The organism is Pseudomonas sp. LBUM1662 (assembly GCF_059695915.1).
This window is the reverse complement of sequence record NZ_CP166793.1, coordinates 288,019-308,001: the sequence shown is the minus strand read 5'-3', so window position 1 is coordinate 308,001 and position 19,983 is coordinate 288,019. Positions and strand designations below refer to the sequence as shown.

At 58.7% G+C, this 19,983-nt stretch carries 21 protein-coding genes and 1 pseudogene; 14 read left to right on the top strand and 8 right to left on the bottom strand.

Annotation, left to right across the window (positions count from 1 at the left end):
• Positions 1-20 precede the first annotated feature (20 nt).
• Entirely contained in the window at positions 21-476 is a 456-nt protein-coding gene (locus ACA049_RS01375) for a YiiD C-terminal domain-containing protein (protein WP_497332546.1), read from the top strand.
• A 129-nt stretch (positions 477-605) separates the two neighbouring features.
• On the opposite strand, the gene cysQ is transcribed toward ACA049_RS01375, so the two are convergent.
• Both cysQ and nudE read right to left on the bottom strand, forming a co-directional pair.
• Positions 606-1,433: a 3'(2'),5'-bisphosphate nucleotidase CysQ gene (gene cysQ, locus ACA049_RS01370; RefSeq protein ID WP_497332544.1), complete on the bottom strand. Its 828-nt coding sequence runs from the start codon at positions 1,431-1,433 to the stop codon at positions 606-608.
• A complete protein-coding gene (nudE, locus tag ACA049_RS01365; protein WP_109627374.1) occupies positions 1,430-1,996 on the bottom strand; it encodes an ADP compounds hydrolase NudE in 567 nt (188 codons plus the stop codon). Before nudE ends, cysQ begins: the two co-directional genes overlap by 4 nt.
• A 90-nt stretch (positions 1,997-2,086) precedes the next feature.
• Here nudE and yrfG point away from each other — a divergent pair, with 90 nt between their 5' ends.
• Positions 2,087-2,749, top strand: a complete 663-nt coding sequence (gene yrfG / locus ACA049_RS01360; protein WP_403104387.1) for a GMP/IMP nucleotidase — start codon at positions 2,087-2,089, stop codon at positions 2,747-2,749.
• A 127-nt stretch (positions 2,750-2,876) separates the two neighbouring features.
• Here the strand turns inward: yrfG and lysM are convergent, their stop codons facing one another.
• A complete protein-coding gene (gene lysM / locus ACA049_RS01355; RefSeq protein ID WP_090176912.1) occupies positions 2,877-3,317 on the bottom strand; it encodes a peptidoglycan-binding protein LysM in 441 nt (146 codons plus the stop codon).
• A gap of 137 nt (positions 3,318-3,454) precedes the next feature.
• Between lysM and ACA049_RS01350 the strand changes: the two genes are divergently transcribed.
• The 4 genes from ACA049_RS01350 to ACA049_RS01335 all read left to right on the top strand — a co-directional run bounded on the left by ACA049_RS01350 (position 3,455) and on the right by ACA049_RS01335 (position 8,463).
• Positions 3,455-4,342, top strand: a complete 888-nt coding sequence (locus ACA049_RS01350; protein WP_497332542.1) for a LysR family transcriptional regulator — start codon at positions 3,455-3,457, stop codon at positions 4,340-4,342.
• 94 nt (positions 4,343-4,436) lie between these two features.
• On the top strand, positions 4,437-5,276 hold the full coding sequence (fdhD, locus tag ACA049_RS01345; RefSeq protein WP_497332540.1) for a formate dehydrogenase accessory sulfurtransferase FdhD: 840 nt from the start codon (positions 4,437-4,439) through the stop codon (positions 5,274-5,276).
• Positions 5,273-7,621: an FdhF/YdeP family oxidoreductase gene (locus ACA049_RS01340; protein WP_497332538.1), complete on the top strand. Its 2,349-nt coding sequence runs from the start codon at positions 5,273-5,275 to the stop codon at positions 7,619-7,621. The genes fdhD and ACA049_RS01340 overlap by 4 nt, the downstream gene beginning before the upstream one ends.
• 353 nt (positions 7,622-7,974) lie before the next feature.
• Positions 7,975-8,463: a glycine zipper domain-containing protein gene (locus ACA049_RS01335; protein ID WP_109627361.1), complete on the top strand. Its 489-nt coding sequence runs from the start codon at positions 7,975-7,977 to the stop codon at positions 8,461-8,463.
• Between the two features lie 69 nt (positions 8,464-8,532).
• Here ACA049_RS01335 and ACA049_RS01330 read toward each other — a convergent pair whose 3' ends face one another.
• From ACA049_RS01330 to ACA049_RS01320, 3 genes are all read right to left on the bottom strand, one after another.
• On the bottom strand, positions 8,533-8,964 hold the full coding sequence (locus tag ACA049_RS01330) for an acyl-CoA thioesterase (protein ID WP_497332536.1): 432 nt from the start codon (positions 8,962-8,964) through the stop codon (positions 8,533-8,535).
• A gap of 175 nt (positions 8,965-9,139) precedes the next feature.
• Positions 9,140-10,366, bottom strand: a complete 1,227-nt coding sequence (locus ACA049_RS01325) for a 3-hydroxyacyl-CoA dehydrogenase (protein WP_497332534.1) — start codon at positions 10,364-10,366, stop codon at positions 9,140-9,142.
• Positions 10,367-10,595: 229 nt separating this feature from the next.
• Complete coding sequence (locus ACA049_RS01320; protein ID WP_497332532.1) at positions 10,596-12,530, bottom strand: RecQ family ATP-dependent DNA helicase; 1,935 nt, start codon at positions 12,528-12,530, stop codon at positions 10,596-10,598.
• A 234-nt stretch (positions 12,531-12,764) separates the two neighbouring features.
• Between ACA049_RS01320 and ACA049_RS01315 the strand changes: the two genes are divergently transcribed.
• Positions 12,765-12,941, top strand: a complete 177-nt coding sequence (locus ACA049_RS01315; RefSeq protein WP_497332530.1) for a hypothetical protein — start codon at positions 12,765-12,767, stop codon at positions 12,939-12,941.
• Between the two features lie 18 nt (positions 12,942-12,959).
• Here the strand turns inward: ACA049_RS01315 and ACA049_RS01310 are convergent.
• Positions 12,960-13,463, bottom strand: a pseudogene (locus ACA049_RS01310) (polysaccharide deacetylase).
• Between the two features lie 270 nt (positions 13,464-13,733).
• Between ACA049_RS01310 and ACA049_RS01305 the strand changes: the two are divergent.
• The 7 genes from ACA049_RS01305 to ACA049_RS01275 all read left to right on the top strand — a co-directional run bounded on the left by ACA049_RS01305 (position 13,734) and on the right by ACA049_RS01275 (position 18,259).
• Positions 13,734-13,997 carry a hypothetical protein gene (locus ACA049_RS01305; RefSeq protein WP_497332528.1) on the top strand — a complete coding sequence of 88 codons (264 nt, stop codon included), beginning with the start codon at positions 13,734-13,736 and terminating at the stop codon, positions 13,995-13,997.
• An 88-nt stretch (positions 13,998-14,085) separates the two neighbouring features.
• Positions 14,086-15,213: a hypothetical protein gene (locus ACA049_RS01300; RefSeq protein WP_497332526.1), complete on the top strand. Its 1,128-nt coding sequence runs from the start codon at positions 14,086-14,088 to the stop codon at positions 15,211-15,213.
• Positions 15,214-15,266: 53 nt separating this feature from the next.
• Positions 15,267-15,449 (top strand): antitoxin PaaA2 family protein, encoded by a 183-nt coding sequence (locus ACA049_RS01295; protein WP_497332524.1) that lies wholly within the window; start codon positions 15,267-15,269, stop codon positions 15,447-15,449.
• Between the two features lie 325 nt (positions 15,450-15,774).
• A complete protein-coding gene (locus tag ACA049_RS01290) occupies positions 15,775-16,062 on the top strand; it encodes a hypothetical protein (RefSeq protein WP_497332522.1) in 288 nt (95 codons plus the stop codon).
• Between the two features lie 274 nt (positions 16,063-16,336).
• Entirely contained in the window at positions 16,337-16,690 is a 354-nt protein-coding gene (locus ACA049_RS01285; protein WP_497336745.1) for a DUF1493 family protein, read from the top strand.
• An 82-nt stretch (positions 16,691-16,772) separates the two neighbouring features.
• Positions 16,773-17,261, top strand: a complete 489-nt coding sequence (locus ACA049_RS01280) for a helix-turn-helix domain-containing protein (RefSeq protein ID WP_497332520.1) — start codon at positions 16,773-16,775, stop codon at positions 17,259-17,261.
• A 143-nt stretch (positions 17,262-17,404) separates the two neighbouring features.
• Entirely contained in the window at positions 17,405-18,259 is an 855-nt protein-coding gene (locus ACA049_RS01275) for an EamA family transporter (protein ID WP_497336743.1), read from the top strand.
• 62 nt (positions 18,260-18,321) lie between these two features.
• Here ACA049_RS01275 and ACA049_RS01270 read toward each other — a convergent pair whose 3' ends face one another.
• A complete protein-coding gene (locus tag ACA049_RS01270) occupies positions 18,322-19,863 on the bottom strand; it encodes a phosphoenolpyruvate carboxykinase (RefSeq protein WP_438661623.1) in 1,542 nt (513 codons plus the stop codon).
• Positions 19,864-19,983: the final 120 nt, after the last annotated feature.

Sequence of the window (19,983 nt, the reverse complement as noted above, 5' to 3'; positions counted from 1 at the left end):
TTCAAACAAGAGGCCCGTGCATGAGCCGCGACAGTCGTCACCTGGAATCAGTCCTTCATCACGATATTCCGTTGACCCGGGACATGGGCCTCAAAGTGCTCGACTGGCACGACCAGCAACTGCGCCTGCACATGCCGCTGGAGGCCAACGTCAATCACAAAAGCACCATGTTCGGCGGCAGCCTGTATTGCGGCGCGGTGCTGGCCGGTTGGGGCTGGCTGCATTTGCGTTTGCATGAAGAAGGGGTTGAAGGCGGGCACATCGTGATTCACGAAGGGCACATCACTTATCCACTGCCGGTGACCATGGATGCGATCGCGAGCTGTCAGGCACCGAGCGCGGCGGTGTGGAAGAAGTTTCTGGCGACGTATCAGCGATACGGACGGGCGCGGTTGGCGTTGCATTCACGGATCGTCAATGCCGATAGCGATGACGATGCGGTGAGGTTTACCGGGCAGTACGTCTTGCACCGCTAGAACCGGAACGCCACAAAACCTGTGGGAGCGGGCTTGCTCGCGAAGGGGTCATCAGCTTCAACATCAATGTTGCCTGATACACCGCTTTCGCGAGCAAGCCCGCTCCCACATGGGTTTTGCGTAACGATCTTATTCGCGGGCGAGCGCCAGCAGTTTTTCGCGCCACGCAGCCTTCGCCGGCAGCGCCAAAAAGAACTCATTCAGCAGCGATTCCCGCGCCGGATAACAAAACGGTTTCCCGCTCAAATCCAGCACTTCACCCCCCGCCCCTTCCAGCACCCCCTGTGCCGCCGCCGTGTCCCACTGCGAAGTCGGCGCCAACCGCGGATAACAATCCGCCGCGCCTTCAGCCAGCAAACAGAACTTCAACGAACTGCCAATATTCGCCAGTTGCAGCTCACCCAGACTGGCACTCAACCCGGCCAGCAAGCGCTCCTGCTCGGGGCTTGAATGCCGGCGGCTGGCGACCACGGTAAACGCCTCGCCCGCCGCAGGAACCTCGCGAACCTGAATCGGCAACGCCTCGGCATCTTGATCACCCCGCCAAGCGCCCAGGCCGGCACCACCGACATAAAAGCGTCCATTGGTCGGCATCGACACCACGCCAAACACCACCCGGCCCTGCTCGATCAACGCGATGTTGACGGTGAACTCTTCGCTCCCGGAGATGAACTCCTTGGTCCCGTCCAACGGATCGACCAGCCACCAGCGCTGCCAGCCGGCGCGCACGCTCTGGGGGATGTTGGCGTCTTCTTCGGACAGCACCGGAATGCTCGGGTCCAGCGCCGTCAGCCCGTCCAGAATCAGATGATGAGCGGCCAGGTCCGCTGCCGTTACCGGTGAATCGTCAGCCTTGGCGGTCACCGCCGTGCCGATGCGCCAGAAAGGCAAAATCGCTTCGCCAGCCTTCAACGCCAGTTCCACCACCGGTGCCATCAACGGATGCGGGAAATTCATGGCAGAAACACCCCACGCTGAGTCAACAGATCACGGGCCAGATACAGCGCCGCCAAGGCACGGCCCTCTGTGAATCGCGGATTCTGCGCCAGGGCCGACAGTTCGCGCAGGTTGATCTTGTCCACGCCCATCGGCTCGGGCTCGTCGCCTTCCAGGCTTTCTTCGTACAGGTCGGTGGCCAGCACCACCTGGATTTTCTGGCTCATGTAACCGGGCGACAACGACAACTCGGTCAGGTGCTCCAGCTGCCGCGCGCCATACCCGGCCTCTTCCTTGAGCTCGCGCTCGGCCGCCGCCAGCACGTCCTCGCCCGGCTCGATCAAGCCCTTGGGCAACGACAGCTCATAGGCATCGGTGCCGCCGCAATACTCTTCGACCAACACGGCGTGATCCGCATCGAGCATCGCCACGATCATCACCGCGCCATACCCGGCGCCCTTGCCGACCAGACGCTCGTAGGTGCGCTCCACGCCATTGGAAAAGCGCAGTTTCAGCTCTTCGACGCAGAACAAACGGCTGGTGGCGACGATCTCGCGGGCGAGTACGGTGGGTTTCTGGCGCATGAAAGGCTCCTTGGCGTAAGCGGGTTACTATACCCGGCCTATCCTGATTGTTGACCTCGGATATCTTTTTTACCGTTGGAGAAGTTTTTTATGTCCCTGCTGCCCTGGCGCGACATCGACACCGTTCTGCTGGATATGGACGGCACGCTGCTGGACCTGCACTACGACAACCATTTCTGGATGGAACACCTGCCTCAACGTTACGCCGAGTTGCACGGGGTCAGTCGGGCCATGGCCGAGATGGAACTGCAGCCGCTGTTCGAACGCAACGCCGGTCAGTTGCAGTGGTATTGCCTGGATTTCTGGAGCGCCGAGCTGAAACTGCCGGTGCGTGAACTGAAACTGGAAACCGCCCACCTGATTGCCCTGCGCCCGGATGCCGATACGTTTCTGGCGGCGATCAAACAGGCGGGCAAGCGCGTGGTGATGATCACCAATGCGCACCGTGATTCGCTGTCATTGAAACTGGAAAGGATTGAACTGGCGCCGTACTTCGAGCGGTTGATTAGCTCGCATGACTACGGTTTCCCCAAGGAGAATCCGCAGTTCTGGGAGGCGTTGCAGGCGGACATCGGTTTTGATCCGGCGCGCAGCCTGTTTATCGACGATACGTTGCCGATCCTGCGCAGCGCGCGCAGTTTTGGAGTGGCGCATTTGCTGGCGGTGAGTGAGCCGGACAGTCGCAAAGGGCCGAAGGACACGGCGGAGTTTGCGGCGGTTGGGGATTATCGGGAGTTGATTGCAGGGCTTTAGACCGAGTCGCCTGCATCGCGGGCAAGCCTCGCTCCTACAGGATTTGTGTCGTTCACGATGCATGCGTACGACACAAATCCTGTAGGAGCGAGGCTTGCCCGCGAAAGCCATCAATCGGTCTTGAGGGTTACTCAGGAATCCGCAACGACTGCCCCGGATAGATCTTGTTCACATCCTTGAGCATCGGCTTGTTCGCCTCAAAGATTTTTTGATACTTATTGGCATCGCCATACACGCGCAGGGAAATCGCGCTGAGGGTGTCGCCCTTCACGACGGTGACAAACTTTGCGGCCACTACCACCGGCCCGGTCACGGTGATCTGGTCATCCACACTACCAACACCGGCAATATTGCCCACCGCCAGCAGAATTTTTTCCTTCTCTTCCTGACTGCCGACTTCGCCGGTCACGGTGACTTTGTCTCCATCCACCGTCGCTTGTACATTCGGGTTACCCAGGCCGACCTTGCTGATGTGTTCCTTCAACTGCTCGCTGGCATTGGCGTTGCCCGGCGTCAGCAGATCGATAAGTTTTTCGCCTGCTTCTTTCACAAAGCTAAAAATACTCATGGTGCACTCTCCTTGGGTTTTAGGTTCCAGACGCAAAAGACTAGACCAAGCTTGAAACCCCCGGTTCCAACCCGACCAATGACGTTGATCCGGCGCAAGCGCTAGAATCCCCTTCCTCACCGCGCCCTGGAGCGAAGATGGACATCAAGCAGCTGAAATTCCTCATCGCCCTCGACGAAACCCGCCACTTCGGCCAGGCCGCTGCGCGCTGTCATATCACCCAGCCGACCCTGTCCATGCGCCTGCGCAGCCTCGAAGAGGAACTGGACCTGCCGCTGGTCAATCGCGGCCAGCGCTTCGAAGGCTTCACTGCGCCGGGCGAGCGCGTGTTGGCGTGGGCGCGCACGGTGCTGGCGGCTTATGACGGCTTGCAGGCCGAGGCCGCCGCCTGCCGTGGCAATCTGGTCGGTACGCTGCGGTTAGGTGTGGTGCCGCTGTCGAGTTTCGATCCGCTGCCTTTGATGCAACGCCTGCACGCCGAACACCCGAACCTGCGTTTTGAACTCTCGGCCCTGAGTTCCGAGCAAATCCTCGAACAACTGGCAAACAATCGTCTGGACCTCGGCGTGTCGTACCTGGAGCGTCTGGACAACGAGCGCTTCGATTCACTGGCCTTCAGTGAAACCCACATGGGCCTGCTCTACGATCAGCGCTTCTTCAGCTTCGGCGAGGCACCGCTCAGTTGGGAGTCTTTGATCGAACTGCCGCTGGGCATGCTCACCAGTGGCATGCACTTTCGCCAGTCCATTGACCACAACTTCCACAGCCGCGGCCTGACACCACAACCGCTTTTGCAAACCGATGCCGTCCACCAATTGTTACAAGCCGTGCATGGTGGCCTCTGCTGCGCGGTGATGCCGTTGAACGGCGGCCTCGAAAACCTCACCGATCACTTGCGCCTGCAACCCATCGAAAACGCCCAGACCCTCGCCCGGCTGGGGCTGATCATGCGCCGCAGCGCCCCACGCTCGGCATTGGCGGAAGCCTGCTTTGCGATCTATCAGAAATCGTTGGCGGACTCTTGATCGACGCCATCTATCGGTAGATCGGTATAAGCGATTAGACGCGACAAACTGACGCGCCTAGGCTTAAAGCTGACCAAACCGTCGGTGATGCCTCATGAACGCCAAGCGCCCTGCCTGCGCGGCGCCAGCCGTAGAAACGCCCGCGCCTGCCGCCAGCCAGACCTACAGTTACAGCGACCTTCAATGCACCGAATCGACCAGCACCGCGCTCGCCGAGGAAGTCGCGTTGGCGATCGCTTATAACGGCATCAGTCAGGCGGTGATGTTGGTCACGCCGACGGACCTTGAAGACTTCATCGTCGGTTTCAGTCTCGGCAGCGGCATCATCGAAGACGCCTCCGACATCTATGACTTGCAACTCAGCGGCTCGGGCTCGGCGCAATACGCCCAAGTGACCATCGCCAACCGCGCTTTCTGGAACCTCAAGCAGCAGCGTCGGCAAATGGCCGGCACCAGCGGCTGCGGGCTCTGTGGCGTCGAGGCGGTGGAACAGGCGCTGCCAGACCTTAAGGTGTTGCCCGGCGCGCCATTGCCGCCCGCCGAGTGGCTTGATGGTTTGCGTCAACGCATCGGTGCGTTCCAGCCGCTTGGCCAGTACTCCGGCGCAGTGCATGCGGCGGTGTTCATGAACGGTCAGGGCGAATTGCTGCTGGGCCGTGAAGACATCGGCCGGCATAACGCACTCGATAAGCTGATTGGCGGGTTGATCCGCCAGAAGATCCCGACTGAAGGCGGCCTGGCGATTGTCACCAGCCGTTGCAGCCTCGAATTGATCCAGAAAGTGTTGCGCGCAGGCATCCAGACCCTCGTCAGCCTGTCGTCACCCACGGGCCTTGCCGTGCAATGGGCCCGCCGCCACAACCTCAATCTCATCCATCTGCCCCAGAAGAATGCGCCGCGGGTCTACAGCCCGGCATTGGAGAATCAAGCGTGAGTCAACACCGTCAAGCCGACCAGAAACCCGTCCCTCGCTACAAGCCCTACAAAGGCCCGGCCGGTGGCTGGGGCGCACTGGCCAGTGTTGCCCGGGCCTGGTTGACCAGTGACAACGCGCTGAAAAACCTGCGCATGATGCTCAAGACCAACAAGAACGGCGGGTTCGACTGCCCCGGTTGCGCCTGGGGCGATTCCAACGAAGCCGGCATGGTGGCGTTCTGCGAGAACGGCGCCAAAGCGGTGAACTGGGAAGCGACCAAACGGCGTGTCGACGGGGCTTTCTTTGCTAAACACAGCGTCAGTTCGTTGCTGGAACAAAGTGACTATTGGCTGGAATATCAGGGTCGTCTGACCGAGCCGTTGAGCTATGACGCCGAAACCGATCGCTACAAGCCGATCAGCTGGGAAGCTGCGTTCGCCTTGATCGCTAAGCATTTGCAGGGCCTGTCGAGCCCGAACCAGGCCGAGTTCTACACCTCGGGCCGCGCCAGCAACGAAGCGGCCTACCTCTATCAATTGTTCGTACGCACCTACGGCACCAACAACTTCCCCGACTGCTCGAACATGTGCCACGAGGCCAGTGGTGTGGCATTGGCGCAAAGTGTCGGCGTCGGTAAAGGCACTGTGACCTTCGACGATTTCGAACACGCCGATGCGATATTTGTCTGGGGCCAGAACCCGGGCACCAACCATCCGCGGATGCTCGAACCTTTGCGCGAAGCCGTAAAACGCGGCGCTCAAGTGGTGTGCATCAACCCGCTGAAAGAGCGCGGCCTGGAGCGCTTCCAGCATCCGCAGCACCCGATCGAAATGCTCACCAACGGCGACAAGCCGACCAACACCGCGTACTTCCGTCCGGCATTGGGCGGCGACATGGCGATCATGCGTGGCATGGCGAAATTCCTGCTGCAATGGGAACGCGATGCGCAGAAAGCAGGCGAGCCTGCGGTGTTCGACCACGACTTCCTCAATGAGCACAGCGTCAACGTGCTGGAATACCTGGGCACCGTCGACGACACCTCATGGGAACAGATCGTCGAGCAGTCCGGCCTGACCCTGGTGGACATCGAGCAAGCGGCGCGCATGTACGTCAAAGGCAAGAACGTGATCATGTGCTGGGCGATGGGTATTACCCAGCACCGCCACTCGGTGGCGACCATTCAGGAAATCGCCAACCTGATGCTGCTGCGCGGCAACATCGGCCGGCCGGGCGCCGGTCTGTGCCCGGTGCGTGGCCACAGTAACGTGCAGGGCGACCGCACGATGGGCATCAACGAACGTCCGCCCGTGGCGTTCCTTGATTCCCTGGAGCGGCGCTTCCAGTTCAAAGTGCCGCGTGAAAACGGACACAACGTGGTCGAGGCGATTCACGCGATGGCCGACGGCCGCGCGAAAGTGTTCATCGGCCTGGGTGGCAACTTCGCCCAAGCCACTCCGGACAGCTCTCGCACCTTCCAGGCCCTGAGCAATTGCGACCTGACCGTGCAGATCAGCACCAAGCTCAACCGCAGCCACTTGGCGCACGGTAAAGACGCGCTGATCCTGCCGTGCCTGGGCCGTACCGACATCGACATCCAGACCGAAGGCCCGCAAGCGGTGACCGTTGAAGACTCGTTCAGCATGGTCCACGCTTCCAACGGCCAGTTGCAGGCACTGTCGAATCAGATGCGCTCGGAGCCGTGGATTATCGCCGGCATCGCTGCCGCGACCCTGGGCAGCAAACCGGTGGACTGGGCCTGGCTGGTGGCCGATTACAGCCGCATCCGCGACCTGATCGCCGATACCATTCCAGGCTTTCGCGACTTCAACGAGAAGATCAAAAATCCGGGCGGTTTCTACCTCGGCAACAGTGCCGGTGCGCGCAAGTGGAACACCCCGTCCGGGCGCGCCAACTTCCGGCCGAACGCCCTGCCCAAAGACCTGGTCCACGAACGCACCCGCGCCACCGGCGTGTTGCCGGACCTGATCATGCAGTCGATGCGTTCTCACGATCAGTACAACACCACGATTTATGGGCTGGATGATCGTTATCGTGGCGTGAAGGGTCAGCGGGATGTGTTGTTCGTCAATGAAGCCGACATCATTCGCCTGGGCTTCAAGCCTGGGCAAAAGGCTGACATCGTCTCGATCTGGGATGACGGGCGTGAGCGTCGGGTGAAGGGCTTTACCCTGCTGGCGTTTGATATTCCTGCGGGGCAGGCGGCTGCGTATTACCCGGAAGTGAATCCGCTGGTGCCGCTGGAAAGCACCGGGGATGGCAGCCATACGCCGACATCGAAGTTTGTGGCGATCCGGCTGGAAGCGGCGAGTGAGACCGGGCTGATTTTGGCCAAGTCGGCGTAACGCGACAGCAGGTCCGGCCTTTTCGCGGGCAAGCCTCGCTCCCACAGGTTCTGTGTCGTATGCATTTTTTGTACATGACACGGATCCTGTAGGAGCGAGGCTTGCCCGCGAAGGCGCCCGCAAGGGCAACACATGATCGCCTCCCGCAACTTTCCAATCGCCCACAAAAAAGGCCGTTTTTTCACAAAAACGGCCTGTCCAAAGTAGCTAAAGACCGGCGAAAAACCCTTAAGTTCCGCTCAAAAAACAGTAACTTATAGAAATGTGCTCAAGTCGTGTTACTTGTCGGATTTCGATTGTCACGACCAGGACACAGCCTCAGGATCGCGCCGTCATCCCCTTGAGGTTCCTCTATGAAGTTCTCCTCGATTCTCTTGTTGTCCCTTGGCCTGGTCAGTGGCTTCGCTTCTGCCGGAGGCACCACCGAAGCAGGTGTGGGCGGCGCATTGGGCGGGGTTCTTGGCTCGGTCGTCGGTCAATCGCTAGGCGGCAATACAGGTTCCACCATTGGCGCGGCCCTGGGCGGCGCGGGTGGTAGCGCAGTCGGCGCAGACAAACGCAGCCGTGGCGAAGCCGCCATTGGCGGTGCGTTGGGCGCAGCAGGCGGCAACGTGGTCGGCCGCAGCATGGGCGGCACCACCGGCAGCCTGATCGGCTCCGCAGCAGGCGGCGGCGCCGGTGGCGCGCTGGGTAACTACATGGGCAACAAGAGCGATGAGGACGATGATCGTCGCTCCTATCGCGGCGGCCGTGATGATCGTCGTTACTACCGTGACGGCCACCCAGGCCGTGGTCATGCCTATGGTCATCGCAAGCATCACAAACACAATCGTCACCATTGAGCCCTGAATGGCTTTGCGGTCAGACAGATCAAAAAATCGCAGCCCAAGGGCTGCGATTTTTTTTGAACGTCAAACCACCAGTCGCTCCAGTGCACCGCGCAACCCGGCAGGAATCGCCACCGGCTGATTCGACGCCCGATCCACAAACACATGCACGAAACGCCCCGCCGCGCAGGCCTCTTCTTCCCCGGCCTTGAACACCGCCAGCTCGTATTGCACCGAGCTGTTGCCCAATTTGCCCACCCTCAGTCCGATCTCGATCCGGTCCGGAAAGGCGATGGAGGCAAAGTAATCGCAAGACGAACTCACCACAAAACCCACTACCTCGCCGTCATGGATATCCAGCCCACCGACTTCGATCAGGTAGGTGTTCACCGCCGTGTCGAAAAAGCTGTAGTAGGTGACGTTATTGACGTGGCCGTAGGCGTCGTTGTCGTGCCAGCGGGTGGTGATGGGCTGGAAGTGCGGGTAGTCGGTGCGTTGGGGCATCGAGTTGGACATCAGTGTCGATTCCTGGAGTTGGTTTGCCAGTCTAAGGCGAATACCGAGTCATCGTTCTTCGCGAGCAAGCCCGCTCCCACATTTGATCTTCTGTGAACACATAGTTTGTGAACGACAGAGTCCCCTTGGGGGAGCGGGCTTGCTCGCGAAGAGGCCTTCAAAAGCGCTGCATCAATCACCTGTCAGAAAAGCCCTTACCAGCCGCCTCCAACTCACCAATCAACCGCGCCGGTTTCCAGTGATCGCCCTGACGGGTCTCAAGCGCCATCAACCGCTGATGAATATCCGCCAGCCCTTGCTGATCCGCCCACGCCATCGGCCCGCCCTTGTCCGCCGGGAAACCATAACCGTTGAGATAGACCAGATCGATGTCGTGCGCCGAACCCGCAATACCTTCCTGAAGGATCTTCGCGCCTTCGTTGACCAACGCCAGCAGGCAGCGCTCGAGAATCTCCTCAGGGCTGATCTCGCGACGCTGGAACCCAAGCCCTTCGCTGACCTTTAACACCAGCGCATCAACTTCCGGATCGTGTTCAGCCTGTCGGCTGCCCGGTTCGTAGTGGTAATAGCCGTTGCCGCTCTTTTGACCAAAACGCCCCAGTTCGCACAAGCGGTTATCCACCTGAACCTCCGGCGCATCCTGCCCTGTGCCGGCCAATTCCCGAGCGCGCCAACCCAAGTCGACGCCCACCACGTCGTACATGCGGAACGGCCCCATGGCAAAACCGAAACCTTGCAGCGCCGCATCCACCTGATAGGGATAAGCGCCCTCCAACAGCATCTTGCGCGCTTCAAGCACGTAGGTATTGAGCATGCGGTTGCCGATGAAACCATCGCAGTTGCCCGCCACTACGCTGACCTTGCCCATGCGTTTGCCCAACTCCAGCGCCGCGTCGAGCACTGCTGGCGAAGTCTGGGCGCCGCGGACGATTTCCAGCAATTTCATGATGTGGGCCGGGCTGAAGAAATGCAGGCCCAGGACCTGAGCCGGACGGCGAGTCGCCGCCGCGATGGCGTCGATATCCAGCGCTGAAGTGTTGCTGGCCAGAATCGCTTCGGGTTTGAGCAGTCCGTCCAATTCGCGGAAAATCTTTTGCTTGAGCTCCAGGTTTTCGTAAACCGCTTCGATCACCAGATCAACATCGCGGATCGCCGCATAATCAGCCGCCGCCGTGACCCGAGCGATGCGCGCGTCTGCCTCGGCCTGATCGATGCGGCCCTGTCGCACATTGTGCGCGTAGGTGTCTGCCACGGTGACCAGCGCCTGTTCCAGCATCTGCGGATTGTTGTCGACCCACTGCACCGGAACGCCGGCATTGGCCAGGCACATGACGATGCCACGGCCCATGGTGCCCGCTCCGATCACGGCGGCGCGCTGAATGTTGAACGGTGTCTGGCTCATAGTTGTTCTCTTGTTGGCGATCCAAAGACAGCCCTCACCATAGTCAGCCGCTGGGCATTTTTGAAATTTATTCCTGTGATGAGCAACATTCAGCGGATGGATCTACCTCCGAGTACACCAAAGATCCTGTGGGAGCGGGCTTGCTCGCGAAAGCGGTATGACGGTCAGCGATGATGTCGACTGACACTCCGCTTTCGCGAGCAAGCCCGCTCCCACATTGGTCCGCGTTTCAACCGGGCAGATGTGCTTCAGCCCATGTCCGCACCTCGGCATACGGATAATTCTCCAGCGCCGCAAATCCCGAAATCGAACGCGCCTTGAGCTTGGTAAACAGCGGCACGCTGATCCCGCACAAAAACCGCGTTACGCGTTCGGCCGACGGTACATTGCCGGTGTGCTGTTCATGCCTGTGGATAAAATCACCACACAGCGCTTCAAAGTTTTTATCCACAAGCGCCGGCAATTCCGGAGGCGCAGGCAGCCGCGCCACATGCCCATGACACACCGAACAATGCCCGCACTGACGAGGCGCGTTTTCGTCGCCGAAGTACTCGGCCAGGCGATAGCCCAGGCAATGATCGGTGGCGAACAGATCCAGCATGGCGTGAATCCGTGCGATTTCGGTGCGTTCATGCTGGGTAAAACAGGCGTGCAGTTCGACGCTCAGTGCCTGACTGTCGACGTTGTTTTGCAGCAGGCTGTAGACCTCGGTCATTTGCTTGCTTTCCAGTTCGACCCAGCCTTTCTCCTGGAAATAATCCAGTGCCTTGACCACCCGGTTGCGCTCGGCTTGATGTTGTTCATGGAGCGCGTCGAAATTCACCGTGGCCCAGGTTCGGGCGCGGCTGGAGGTCTGGATGATGGCCGCGACAAAGTCTTTGCGCTCACCCTCGAAACGGGCCAGCAAGGCTTCCGGCTCTTGCAAATACTTGAAGCGGTATTCCGCGTAATAGGCGTAGCGCGGCGCGATCAAACCGCGCAGCTCAAGTTGCACCAGTAAGGTCTTGAGCGGCAATTGGCGAATATTGCTCTGGTCCGACAAGGGCCCCAGCAGAAACTCCCACTGCCCCTCCGGCGCAGCCGCTTGCATCTCATCGAGTACACAGCGAATGCCATCCAGCTCTGGCGTGTCGCCGTAGACGAAGTTTTCCAGCACATTAAGGCTGTCGCGATTCGCCAGCACCAGGCAATCGGATGGCTGCCCGTCACGCCCGGCGCGGCCAATTTCCTGGCTGTAGTTTTCGATGGATTTGGGCAGGTCGAAATGCACCACGTTGCGGATATCGCTCTTGTCGATCCCCATGCCGAAGGCAATGGTGGCCACGATGCAATTGGACTGCCCACCCATAAAGCGCTTCTGGATGGCTTCGCGCTGTTCGTGGGGCAAACCGGCGTGATAAGCCTCGGCCTGAATGCCATTGCGCCCCAGATGTTCGGCGATGTGCTCAGCGGTTTTTTGCAGGGTGACGTAGACAATGCTTGGCTGGCCGGGACGTTCGCTCATCCACTCGACCAGACGTCGGCGCTTGTCCTGACCGCGTACCGGCTCGACTAACAAGTTGAGGTTCGGCCTGTAAAAACCCGTGGTCACCACATCTTCCGGCGCAATGCCGAATTTGGCCTCCATGTCCGCGATCACTTTGGGCGTTGCGGTGGCCGTCAGCAGCAGCGCCTGCGGAATGTTGAACTGGCGTTGGTAGTCGGGAAGCTTGAGGTAGTCGGGGCGGAAATTGTGGCCCCACTCCGAGATGCAGTGCGCCTCGTCCACCACCAGCAGCGAGATCGGCACCTGCTGCAGGAAATTGCGGAAGCGCTCGTTCTTCAGGCGCTCCACAGAGATCATCAAAATCTTCAGTTCGCCGGACTTGGCCCGGGCCATCACATCGCTTGCGTCATCGCGGCTCTGGGCCGAATCGATGCTGCCTGCCGCAATGCCATGGCGTTGTAGGAAGGCCAACTGATCCTGCATCAACGCCAGCAGCGGCGAGACCACCAGCGTCAGGTGCGGCAGTAACAGGGCCGGCAATTGATAGCAAAGAGACTTGCCTGAGCCGGTGGGGAAAATCGCCGCCGCCGAGCGCCCGGCCAACACCGCGCTGACCGCCGCCTCCTGGCCGGGCCGAAACTGTGGATAACCGAAAACCTGTTCCAGGGTGTTGTGCATAAGCTGTCACTCCGTTGACCGCTGCGAAGCCCAAAGCCTAGCCGGCAAACGCAGCGAGTCGAGAAAAGGTCGGGGACCAAAACGATACGGGATGATACCGCCTCGCTCCAGGGTCCTCTGCCACAGGATGAAACAAACGAAACACTTTGTTCCTCGCGCAGCCCTTGGATCTGACGTTAAGGTCTTTCTCGCACAACCACCGTCCGCGCACTTCACATCACGGCAGGACGCCTGATGAGCGCGGCATTTGAACAAGGAACGACCATGCCTCAAAAGTCGCTTTTCGCGATCGCCCTGATCCTGACATCCCTGCTGCTGAACGGCTGTGACAGGATTCCCGAAGAACCCCCATTGCTCGCTACGTGCGACACCCTGGAATGCGCAGCCCAACAAGCCTGGCGAACATCCTGACGACTACGCCATGAGTGGCTACGGCACCATTACCGCCACCCGCAGCTGCTCGTTCAATATCTGCTCCTGATACACCCGGCTCTTGCTCGCCCAAACCGCATGAGCCGGGCTGATTTCGCCAGTGAACGCGGCCGCCAACTGACGCAAATCGGCGACGCTTCGCACGCGGGGGCAGAAGGGTTCGCCGTCGCAGTTCTGACTGGCGCTGCGGTAGGTGGTCAGTAACCGATCCCACAGACCGTCACGCACTTGCCTGACCGACTTGAGCTTTACATCCTACACGCCCAGTCGCTGTTTCAGACCTTGTTCGTCGAGCATTTCGCTGGCCAGCAGCGCCTTGCCGAACATCAACACCTCGGCGCGGGACGCGGTGTCAACGTTCGCCTGGCTTGTCAGCGCATCCGGCCAACCGGTGCGATCCATGTTGGCAAGATCCATTGTGTGGCTCGCGTCAGCCGCGCCTGTCAAACGACAGACACCCGCCCACAGCAATAAAATCGAGGCCATACGTAGCCATTGCATACTTAATTCCCTTTAAGCGTTAGACAGACGTTTTTTAACGTCCTACAGATTCTGGCGCGCACCATACAGAGGATTGGTGCGCTGCGCCTGACAAACACGTAGGAAATTCGACTTCTAGGGGAATTACTGAAAAAAGCCTCGGGGTACACGTAGGCAAAAGGCCACAACGCAGGTAAATCCCCTACAAACGCCGTCCATTTGCGCTGTATTGCGACGCTTGTATGCACGCCTCTATAGTTTGCCGCGCCGTTTGAATACAGGACTGACCTCATGCAAGACCGCTATCGCCCGCTCAAAACCAGCTACAGCGAAACGCCCGTTTTGGTCATTGATACCGCCGCCAGCACCCGCGCCGTCCTGGACGCCGCTCACCAACGTCTGCGCGCCGCCAGCGACCTGCTCGAAACACTTTACTGCCTGTGCTTCAAGCAGGCTGATGTGAAAGACATTCCCCATATAGTGAATGCACTTTATTTATTAACGCAGGATGGCTGTGAACTTCTCGACATCGGAAGACAAAGAGTAGAACTTTAAAAGCACAAACATAGAAACAACTAACTTCTTCAACTCACAAACAACAAACATTAGTCTGTAAGCTCTTAAACCAATCAAGAGCACTACAATGACTACATTAACTATTTTCTTTTGCGGCACCGGCTCGACCAAATTCGACAGCCAGAACCCAACTTACTGGAATGGAGAGTTGGTCTCGACACTGGCTTCCCATCACGGTGGTCGCGAATTTGCCGAATGGATCGTGATTGACGGCCCTGGCACCAGCAACCTGCAAGCTGACGAACTCTTCACCCAATCCAAGGACTACGGCCTGAGCGGCACGCTGTTCGGCAAGGGCTGGGAGGAGAACGTCAAGCACGCCATCAACATCATCAAAGGCAAATGTGACTGGGAGCGTGAAAAACTGACAGAGGCTGAATACAACCGCCTAAAGGCTGCCGGCATTCCCATTGAAGATGTGAAAGTTGAAGGCTCCTGGATGTGGCGCAAGTACAACTACGGCGACCGCAGCGTGACCCAACAAAAGTTGCAGGAACAAATCATCAAGACATTCCGCAAGGACGGCATTATTCCAACCAACGTCAACTTGGTCGGTTGGAGTCGTGGCGCTATTAGTTGCCATATGCTGGCCAATGCCATGTTCAAGGACAGCGCACTCAAGAACATTCCGGTGAATATCTTCGCTATTGATCCGGTCCCCGGCATCGGCAACTTTCAGGAAGACAAAGTCAAACTGAATGCCAACGTTAAAGAATACGTCGCTTTCTACGCTCGGGACGAACGCTCCAAAGGCTTCAGCTGCGTCATCCCGCAAACGGCCACCGGCACCCGAACCCACATCTACCCGATGCCCGGCCGCCACGGCACGCTGGTCGGCAACGCCGCAGTCGATGGCGTCAGCGGCCCTAAAGCGCTGGCCGAGCCCGGCGTGATCGTCCGTCACTTTGCCGAAGTGTGCCTGAAACGCTGGGGCGTTCCGCTGAACAAAACCTCCAACCTGACCCCGACCGACCTGCAGAACCACCACAACGCCATGGCCAGCGCCGCCGCTAAATACAAGGCGATGGAAAAATTCTCCTACACCTACTTCACCGAACTGGACCAGGGCGAACGCTACGTTTCGCTGGGCAGCAACGGGGTCAAGTTCTCGGCAGTGAAAGGCACGATCTACGCGCCGGCGACCGGGTTGACCACTGGCCTGCAGGATTTGGGGGCTTATAAGCATATTGGGTAAGTGATGGGGGGTGGGGTCGTCAGCTCAATTGCAAATAATCAGAGGTGAAACCGATGAAGGAAAAAGCGACATGCAAATGCTGTGAGGCTCCCATCGACGATGCGGCCTACGAGGCGTGGTTCATCCGGCAGGTTCAGGCCAGCATCGATGATCCAAGACCGAGCATTTCTGATGAGGACGCAAGGAAGCTGATGGCGGAAAAGCGCGAGAAAATACGTCGCAGAATAATCCTATAGAAAGGGCCTAGCCGAGGTTCGGCAAGGTCCTACAAGCGGAGACTCTTTGTCGTCTATCGCTGGTTGGTGGCTCGTATCTATAGTCGTGACTGTCGCTGCCAAATCAGCGGCTCGGGCTTGGTCACCCGAATGGCTCATATCTAAGCGTCCGTTGTATGCTGCTGGCACTTCAAGTGCCTGCACGCTATATGGCGGCTGTGTTTGGGACGCCTTCGGGCGTGCCGGGATGTGAGCCTCATCGGTTGACCAACCCGAACACAGTCCGCCTCCCATCGCTTGGTCACGGTGGCGGCGGTTCTTTCTTATGCATTTGAGGCTACAAATAATGACACTTACAAACGATCGTTACCTCCCACTGCAAACCAACCTCACAAATTCCCAGCCCCTGATCATCGACACAGAGGCCAACCCCCAGGACATCCTCGAAGCCGCCCTCCAGCGCATCCGAGCCTCCAGCGACCTCCTCAAAACCCTGCACTGCGTTTGCTTCAAACACGGCGACGTCGAAGACATTCCGCACATCACCCACGCGCTCTACCTCTTGGCCCAGGACGGCTGCGACCTGCTCCAAGTCGCCCAACAACGCATGATGGGCTGGAAAGCACCCGCCTGACGCCGAGTGAAGATCGTTCCCACGCTCTGCGTGGGAATGCCTCTACGGACGTTCCGCGTTCGGCTCTGGAACCGTCGAGCGTCAAACACCGGAGACAACAATGAGCAAATTTTTCGATGAGTTAATGGTGAGCGTGCAACAGATGAACGAAATCCTACGCGGCGAGCGCCAACCTTCCCGCGCGCACCAGGTACACAGCACTGATCAACATCCAACGCACCGCAAAATCAGGCTTAATCCGTCTCATCGAGATACCCCTAACGGAAGACGCTCCATGAACCTCGCCCCCAACTTCCCCGACGACCACACGATGCACCTGCTCATGCAGCTACTGCACGAAGAACTCGGCCTGCCCGAACGCAAAACCATCAGCCTCACCACCTCGATCAACTTCGACCTGGGCTGCAACGGCGCTGATGCGCGGCATTTGATGGAAGCGCTGGAAGAGCAGTTCGGAATCGACCTCGTGGACTACGACGCCTATCGCTACTTTCAGCCGGAAGGGTTTGATGTGCATCTCAAACGAAGGGCAAAAGGTCGCGGTGAAAAAGTCCCGGTGACCATCGGCATGCTTTACCGAGCGGTCAAGGTGCAACGGTGGGATACACAGGAGTTGGAAAGCCAATAAATCAGCTGAAGCATCTGAACCTGCCTGCATAACTGCAATTATTCTGGCGCTATCACCTCAGAAGTGAAGGAATATTAGCTGCATGGCTAGAAAAACAGCGCCACTGCTTCCTCGTACAAAACGACTGCTTACCGAGTTCGGCGAACGCATGAAATTGGCTCGTTTACGTCGAAGGCTGACCGCCAAAATGGTGGCAGAGCGAGCGGGTATGTCTGTCATGACCTTACGCTCACTGGAGTCGGGTGCTGCTGGGGTGACAATGGGGGCGTATCTGTCAGTGATGCAGGTATTGAGTCTGGAGCAAGACCTGAACAAGCTTGGCGAATCCGATGAGATGGGACGTCGATTACAGGATGCTCAGTTAAGTCGAGCCCCAAGTCCAAAGATCAAAAAAACCAGGCACGAACAAAGCACCACTACCGCCAAGGTAAGCAAACCATTCGGCTCTCAGACAGGCAGTGTTATTCGTGAGTCAGATTACAGCGGGTTTGACCCGGACGACTTCCCACTGAATACCCACGCTTTCTCCGCTTTATTTACGAAAAAAAAGAAGCCTGAATCCAACACATAACGAGGCATGTAGATTGGGGCGCGTGCGAGGGTTTAATACCGAGAAACCGCTCCCCTCGATTTCCGCAGCTATCGCCACTTCCGACCCAAAGGTTACGATGCGCTCCCCAAACACACCTATAAGGACATAGCGTGGACGTATTGATGGGTTTGCTCGCCGCCTTGCTTTGGGGCGGCACGGATTTTCTGGTGGGGTTGAACGCCCGCGCGGTCGGCGTTAAACGCGCTGTCTATTTCGGTCAGGCACTGGGCTTCAGCATCATGAGCCTGTTGCTGATCGCTTTTCCCTCTTTCATTCTCAAATCCCTGTCGGCATCGCTCGATGTCTGGCTGATCGGCATTGTCGCCGCGGTGCTGACCGTGTCTGGAGCGCTGGCCTTGTCCAAGGCGTTCGCCCTAGGCAAAGCCTCTATCGTCGCGCCGTTGGTGACCTCTTACGGCGTGGTTACCACGTTGCTGTCCTGGGCGGGCGGTGAACAGATCAACCTGGTGCAACTGCTGTGTATCGCGCTGTGCGTGATCGGGGTCATCCTCTCCAGCATCCACTCAGACTCGAAACTTCCACACACCACTCAGGCCAGCAGTTCGATTGCCTACGCACTGTTGGCCGCTGTTTTTTATGGCACGAGTTTCTGGTTGCAAGGACGCTTCGTTCTTCCGGTGCTGGGTCCGGTGACGATGCTTTGGCTCGCGTATCTGATCGGGCTGATCGTGCTGGTGGTCATGGTGTTGAGGGTAAAGGACGGTCTGAAAATTCCGCCACTGAAGAACTGCATGACGCTGACCGGTGCCAGTCTCATGAACCTTGGTGGATTCTCGTCATTCGCCTGGGGCGCGGTGGCGGGGTCGGTATCGGTGGTGACAGTGATCAGCACGTTATCCGGAGGGATTGCGGCAATTCTGGGCTACGTTTTCTTCAAGGAGAGGCTGGCGAAAATACAGGTGCTGGGCGTGGTCTTGGTGTTAGTCGGAGCGTTCGTTCTACACCTGAAAACCTGAACCGAACGCCCACAAAAAAGCCGCCCTCAAAGGGCGGCTTTTTCATTCGCCAAATCCAAGCCTTACAGCTTAGGACCCGCAGCCTTGATCGCGTCGCTCACTTCAAACTTCTTGAAGTTCTCAACAAACAAACCGGCCAGAGCCTTGGCCGCTTCATCATAAGCAGCCTTGTCAGCCCAGGTGTTACGTGGGTTCAACAGGCCAGTCTCAACGCCCGGCACTGCCAACGGCACGTCGAGGTTGATGGTGTCGAGGTGCTCGGTTTCAGCACCGATCAACGCGCCGCTCTGGATCGCTGCAATCACGCCACGAGTGGTCGGGATGTTGAAGCGCTTGCCAACGCCGTAGCCGCCGCCGGTCCAGCCGGTGTTGACCAGGTAGACCTTGGAGCCGAAGCCGCGGATGCGCTTGATCAGCAGTTCTGCGTATTCGCCGGCCGGACGCGGGAAGAACGGTGCGCCGAAGCAGGTGGAGAAGGTCGACTTGATGCCGCTGCCGGAACCCATTTCGGTCGAGCCCACCAGAGCGGTGTAGCCGGACAGGAAGTGGTAGGCCGCTTGTTCTTCGCTGAGGATCGACACTGGCGGCAGGACGCCGGTCAGGTCGCAAGTCAGGAAGATCACCGCGTTTGGCTCGCCACCGAGGTTCTTCTCGGAACGCTTGGCAACGTGTTCCAGCGGGTAGGCCGCGCGGCTGTTCTGGGTCAGGCTGACGTCGGCGTAGTCGGCGTGCTTGGCGTCATCGATAACGACGTTTTCCAGGACTGCGCCGTGCTTGATGGCTTTCCAGATGACCGGCTCGTTCTTCTCGGACAAGTCGATGCACTTGGCGTAGCAGCCGCCTTCGATGTTGAAGACAACGCCTTCGCCCCAGCCGTGTTCATCGTCACCGATCAGGTAACGGCTTTCGTCGGCGGACAGGGTGGTTTTGCCGGTGCCGGACAGACCGAAGAACAGGGTCACGTCGCCCGCTTCGCCGATGTTGGCGGCGCAGTGCATTGGCAGCACGTCAGAGGCGGGCAGCAGGTAGTTCTGCACCGAGAACATGGCTTTCTTCATTTCACCGGCGTAGCGCATGCCGGCGATCAGCACTTTCTTCTGTGCGAAGTTGAGGATCACGCAACCATCGGAGTTGGTGCCGTCACGCTCTGGAACGCATTCGAAGTTGGCGACGTTGAGCACTTGCCACTCATCACGGCCAGCCGGGTTGTACTGCGCCGGGTTGATGAACAGGCAACGACCGAACAGGTTCTGCCAGGCAGTCTGGGTGGTCATTTTCACGGCCAGGTAGTGATCGGCAGATGCACCTACATGTACGTGGGAAACGAAATGCTCTTGCGCATTATTGAACGCTTCAACGCGGTCCCACAGGGCATCGAACTTGTCGGCCGGGAACTTGCGATTGATCGGGCCCCAGGCGATGGAAGCCGAAGTGGATGGCTCGTCAACGATGAAACGATCGACTGGCGAGCGGCCGGTGCGGTGACCGGTGCGAACAACCAGCGCGCCGGTATCGGCAAGCTCGCCCTCACCGCGACTCAGAGCTTCTTTTACCAGATCATCAACACTCAGATCGGTGTACACGGCGTTATTGGCTTGCGTCATGAGATTCCCCGTCGGCCAGTGGCCGAGTGTGCTCCAAACGTTTTGTAGTAGAAAGTCGTGCACTACTACCGCGACAAAAAGTGGGCCGGATTATGCCAGAAAAGCCCAAAAAGAGTAGGG

Excerpts from the sequence above, each read along its gene's own strand:
- ACA049_RS01375 (WP_497332546.1), top strand. The coding sequence starts at position 21 with ATGAGCCGCGACAGTCGTCACCTGGAATCAGTCCTTCATCACGATATT.
- yrfG (WP_403104387.1), top strand. The coding sequence starts at position 2,087 with ATGTCCCTGCTGCCCTGGCGCGACATCGACACCGTTCTGCTGGATATG.
- nudE (WP_109627374.1), bottom strand. The coding sequence starts at position 1,996 with ATGCGCCAGAAACCCACCGTACTCGCCCGCGAGATCGTCGCCACCAGC.
- ACA049_RS01350 (WP_497332542.1), top strand. The coding sequence starts at position 3,455 with ATGGACATCAAGCAGCTGAAATTCCTCATCGCCCTCGACGAAACCCGC.
- ACA049_RS01305 (WP_497332528.1), top strand. The coding sequence starts at position 13,734 with ATGCAAGACCGCTATCGCCCGCTCAAAACCAGCTACAGCGAAACGCCC.
- ACA049_RS01315 (WP_497332530.1), top strand. The coding sequence starts at position 12,765 with ATGAGCGCGGCATTTGAACAAGGAACGACCATGCCTCAAAAGTCGCTT.
- ACA049_RS01275 (WP_497336743.1), top strand. The coding sequence starts at position 17,405 with ATGGGTTTGCTCGCCGCCTTGCTTTGGGGCGGCACGGATTTTCTGGTG.
- ACA049_RS01285 (WP_497336745.1), top strand. The coding sequence starts at position 16,337 with ATGAACCTCGCCCCCAACTTCCCCGACGACCACACGATGCACCTGCTC.
- ACA049_RS01295 (WP_497332524.1), top strand. The coding sequence starts at position 15,267 with ATGAAGGAAAAAGCGACATGCAAATGCTGTGAGGCTCCCATCGACGAT.
- cysQ (WP_497332544.1), bottom strand. The coding sequence starts at position 1,433 with ATGAATTTCCCGCATCCGTTGATGGCACCGGTGGTGGAACTGGCGTTG.
- ACA049_RS01325 (WP_497332534.1), bottom strand. The coding sequence starts at position 10,366 with ATGAGCCAGACACCGTTCAACATTCAGCGCGCCGCCGTGATCGGAGCG.
- fdhD (WP_497332540.1), top strand. The coding sequence starts at position 4,437 with ATGAACGCCAAGCGCCCTGCCTGCGCGGCGCCAGCCGTAGAAACGCCC.
- ACA049_RS01320 (WP_497332532.1), bottom strand. The coding sequence starts at position 12,530 with ATGCACAACACCCTGGAACAGGTTTTCGGTTATCCACAGTTTCGGCCC.
- ACA049_RS01330 (WP_497332536.1), bottom strand. The coding sequence starts at position 8,964 with ATGTCCAACTCGATGCCCCAACGCACCGACTACCCGCACTTCCAGCCC.
- lysM (WP_090176912.1), bottom strand. The coding sequence starts at position 3,317 with ATGAGTATTTTTAGCTTTGTGAAAGAAGCAGGCGAAAAACTTATCGAT.
- ACA049_RS01335 (WP_109627361.1), top strand. The coding sequence starts at position 7,975 with ATGAAGTTCTCCTCGATTCTCTTGTTGTCCCTTGGCCTGGTCAGTGGC.
- ACA049_RS01270 (WP_438661623.1), bottom strand. The coding sequence starts at position 19,863 with ATGACGCAAGCCAATAACGCCGTGTACACCGATCTGAGTGTTGATGAT.
- ACA049_RS01280 (WP_497332520.1), top strand. The coding sequence starts at position 16,773 with ATGGCTAGAAAAACAGCGCCACTGCTTCCTCGTACAAAACGACTGCTT.
- ACA049_RS01290 (WP_497332522.1), top strand. The coding sequence starts at position 15,775 with ATGACACTTACAAACGATCGTTACCTCCCACTGCAAACCAACCTCACA.
- ACA049_RS01300 (WP_497332526.1), top strand. The coding sequence starts at position 14,086 with ATGACTACATTAACTATTTTCTTTTGCGGCACCGGCTCGACCAAATTC.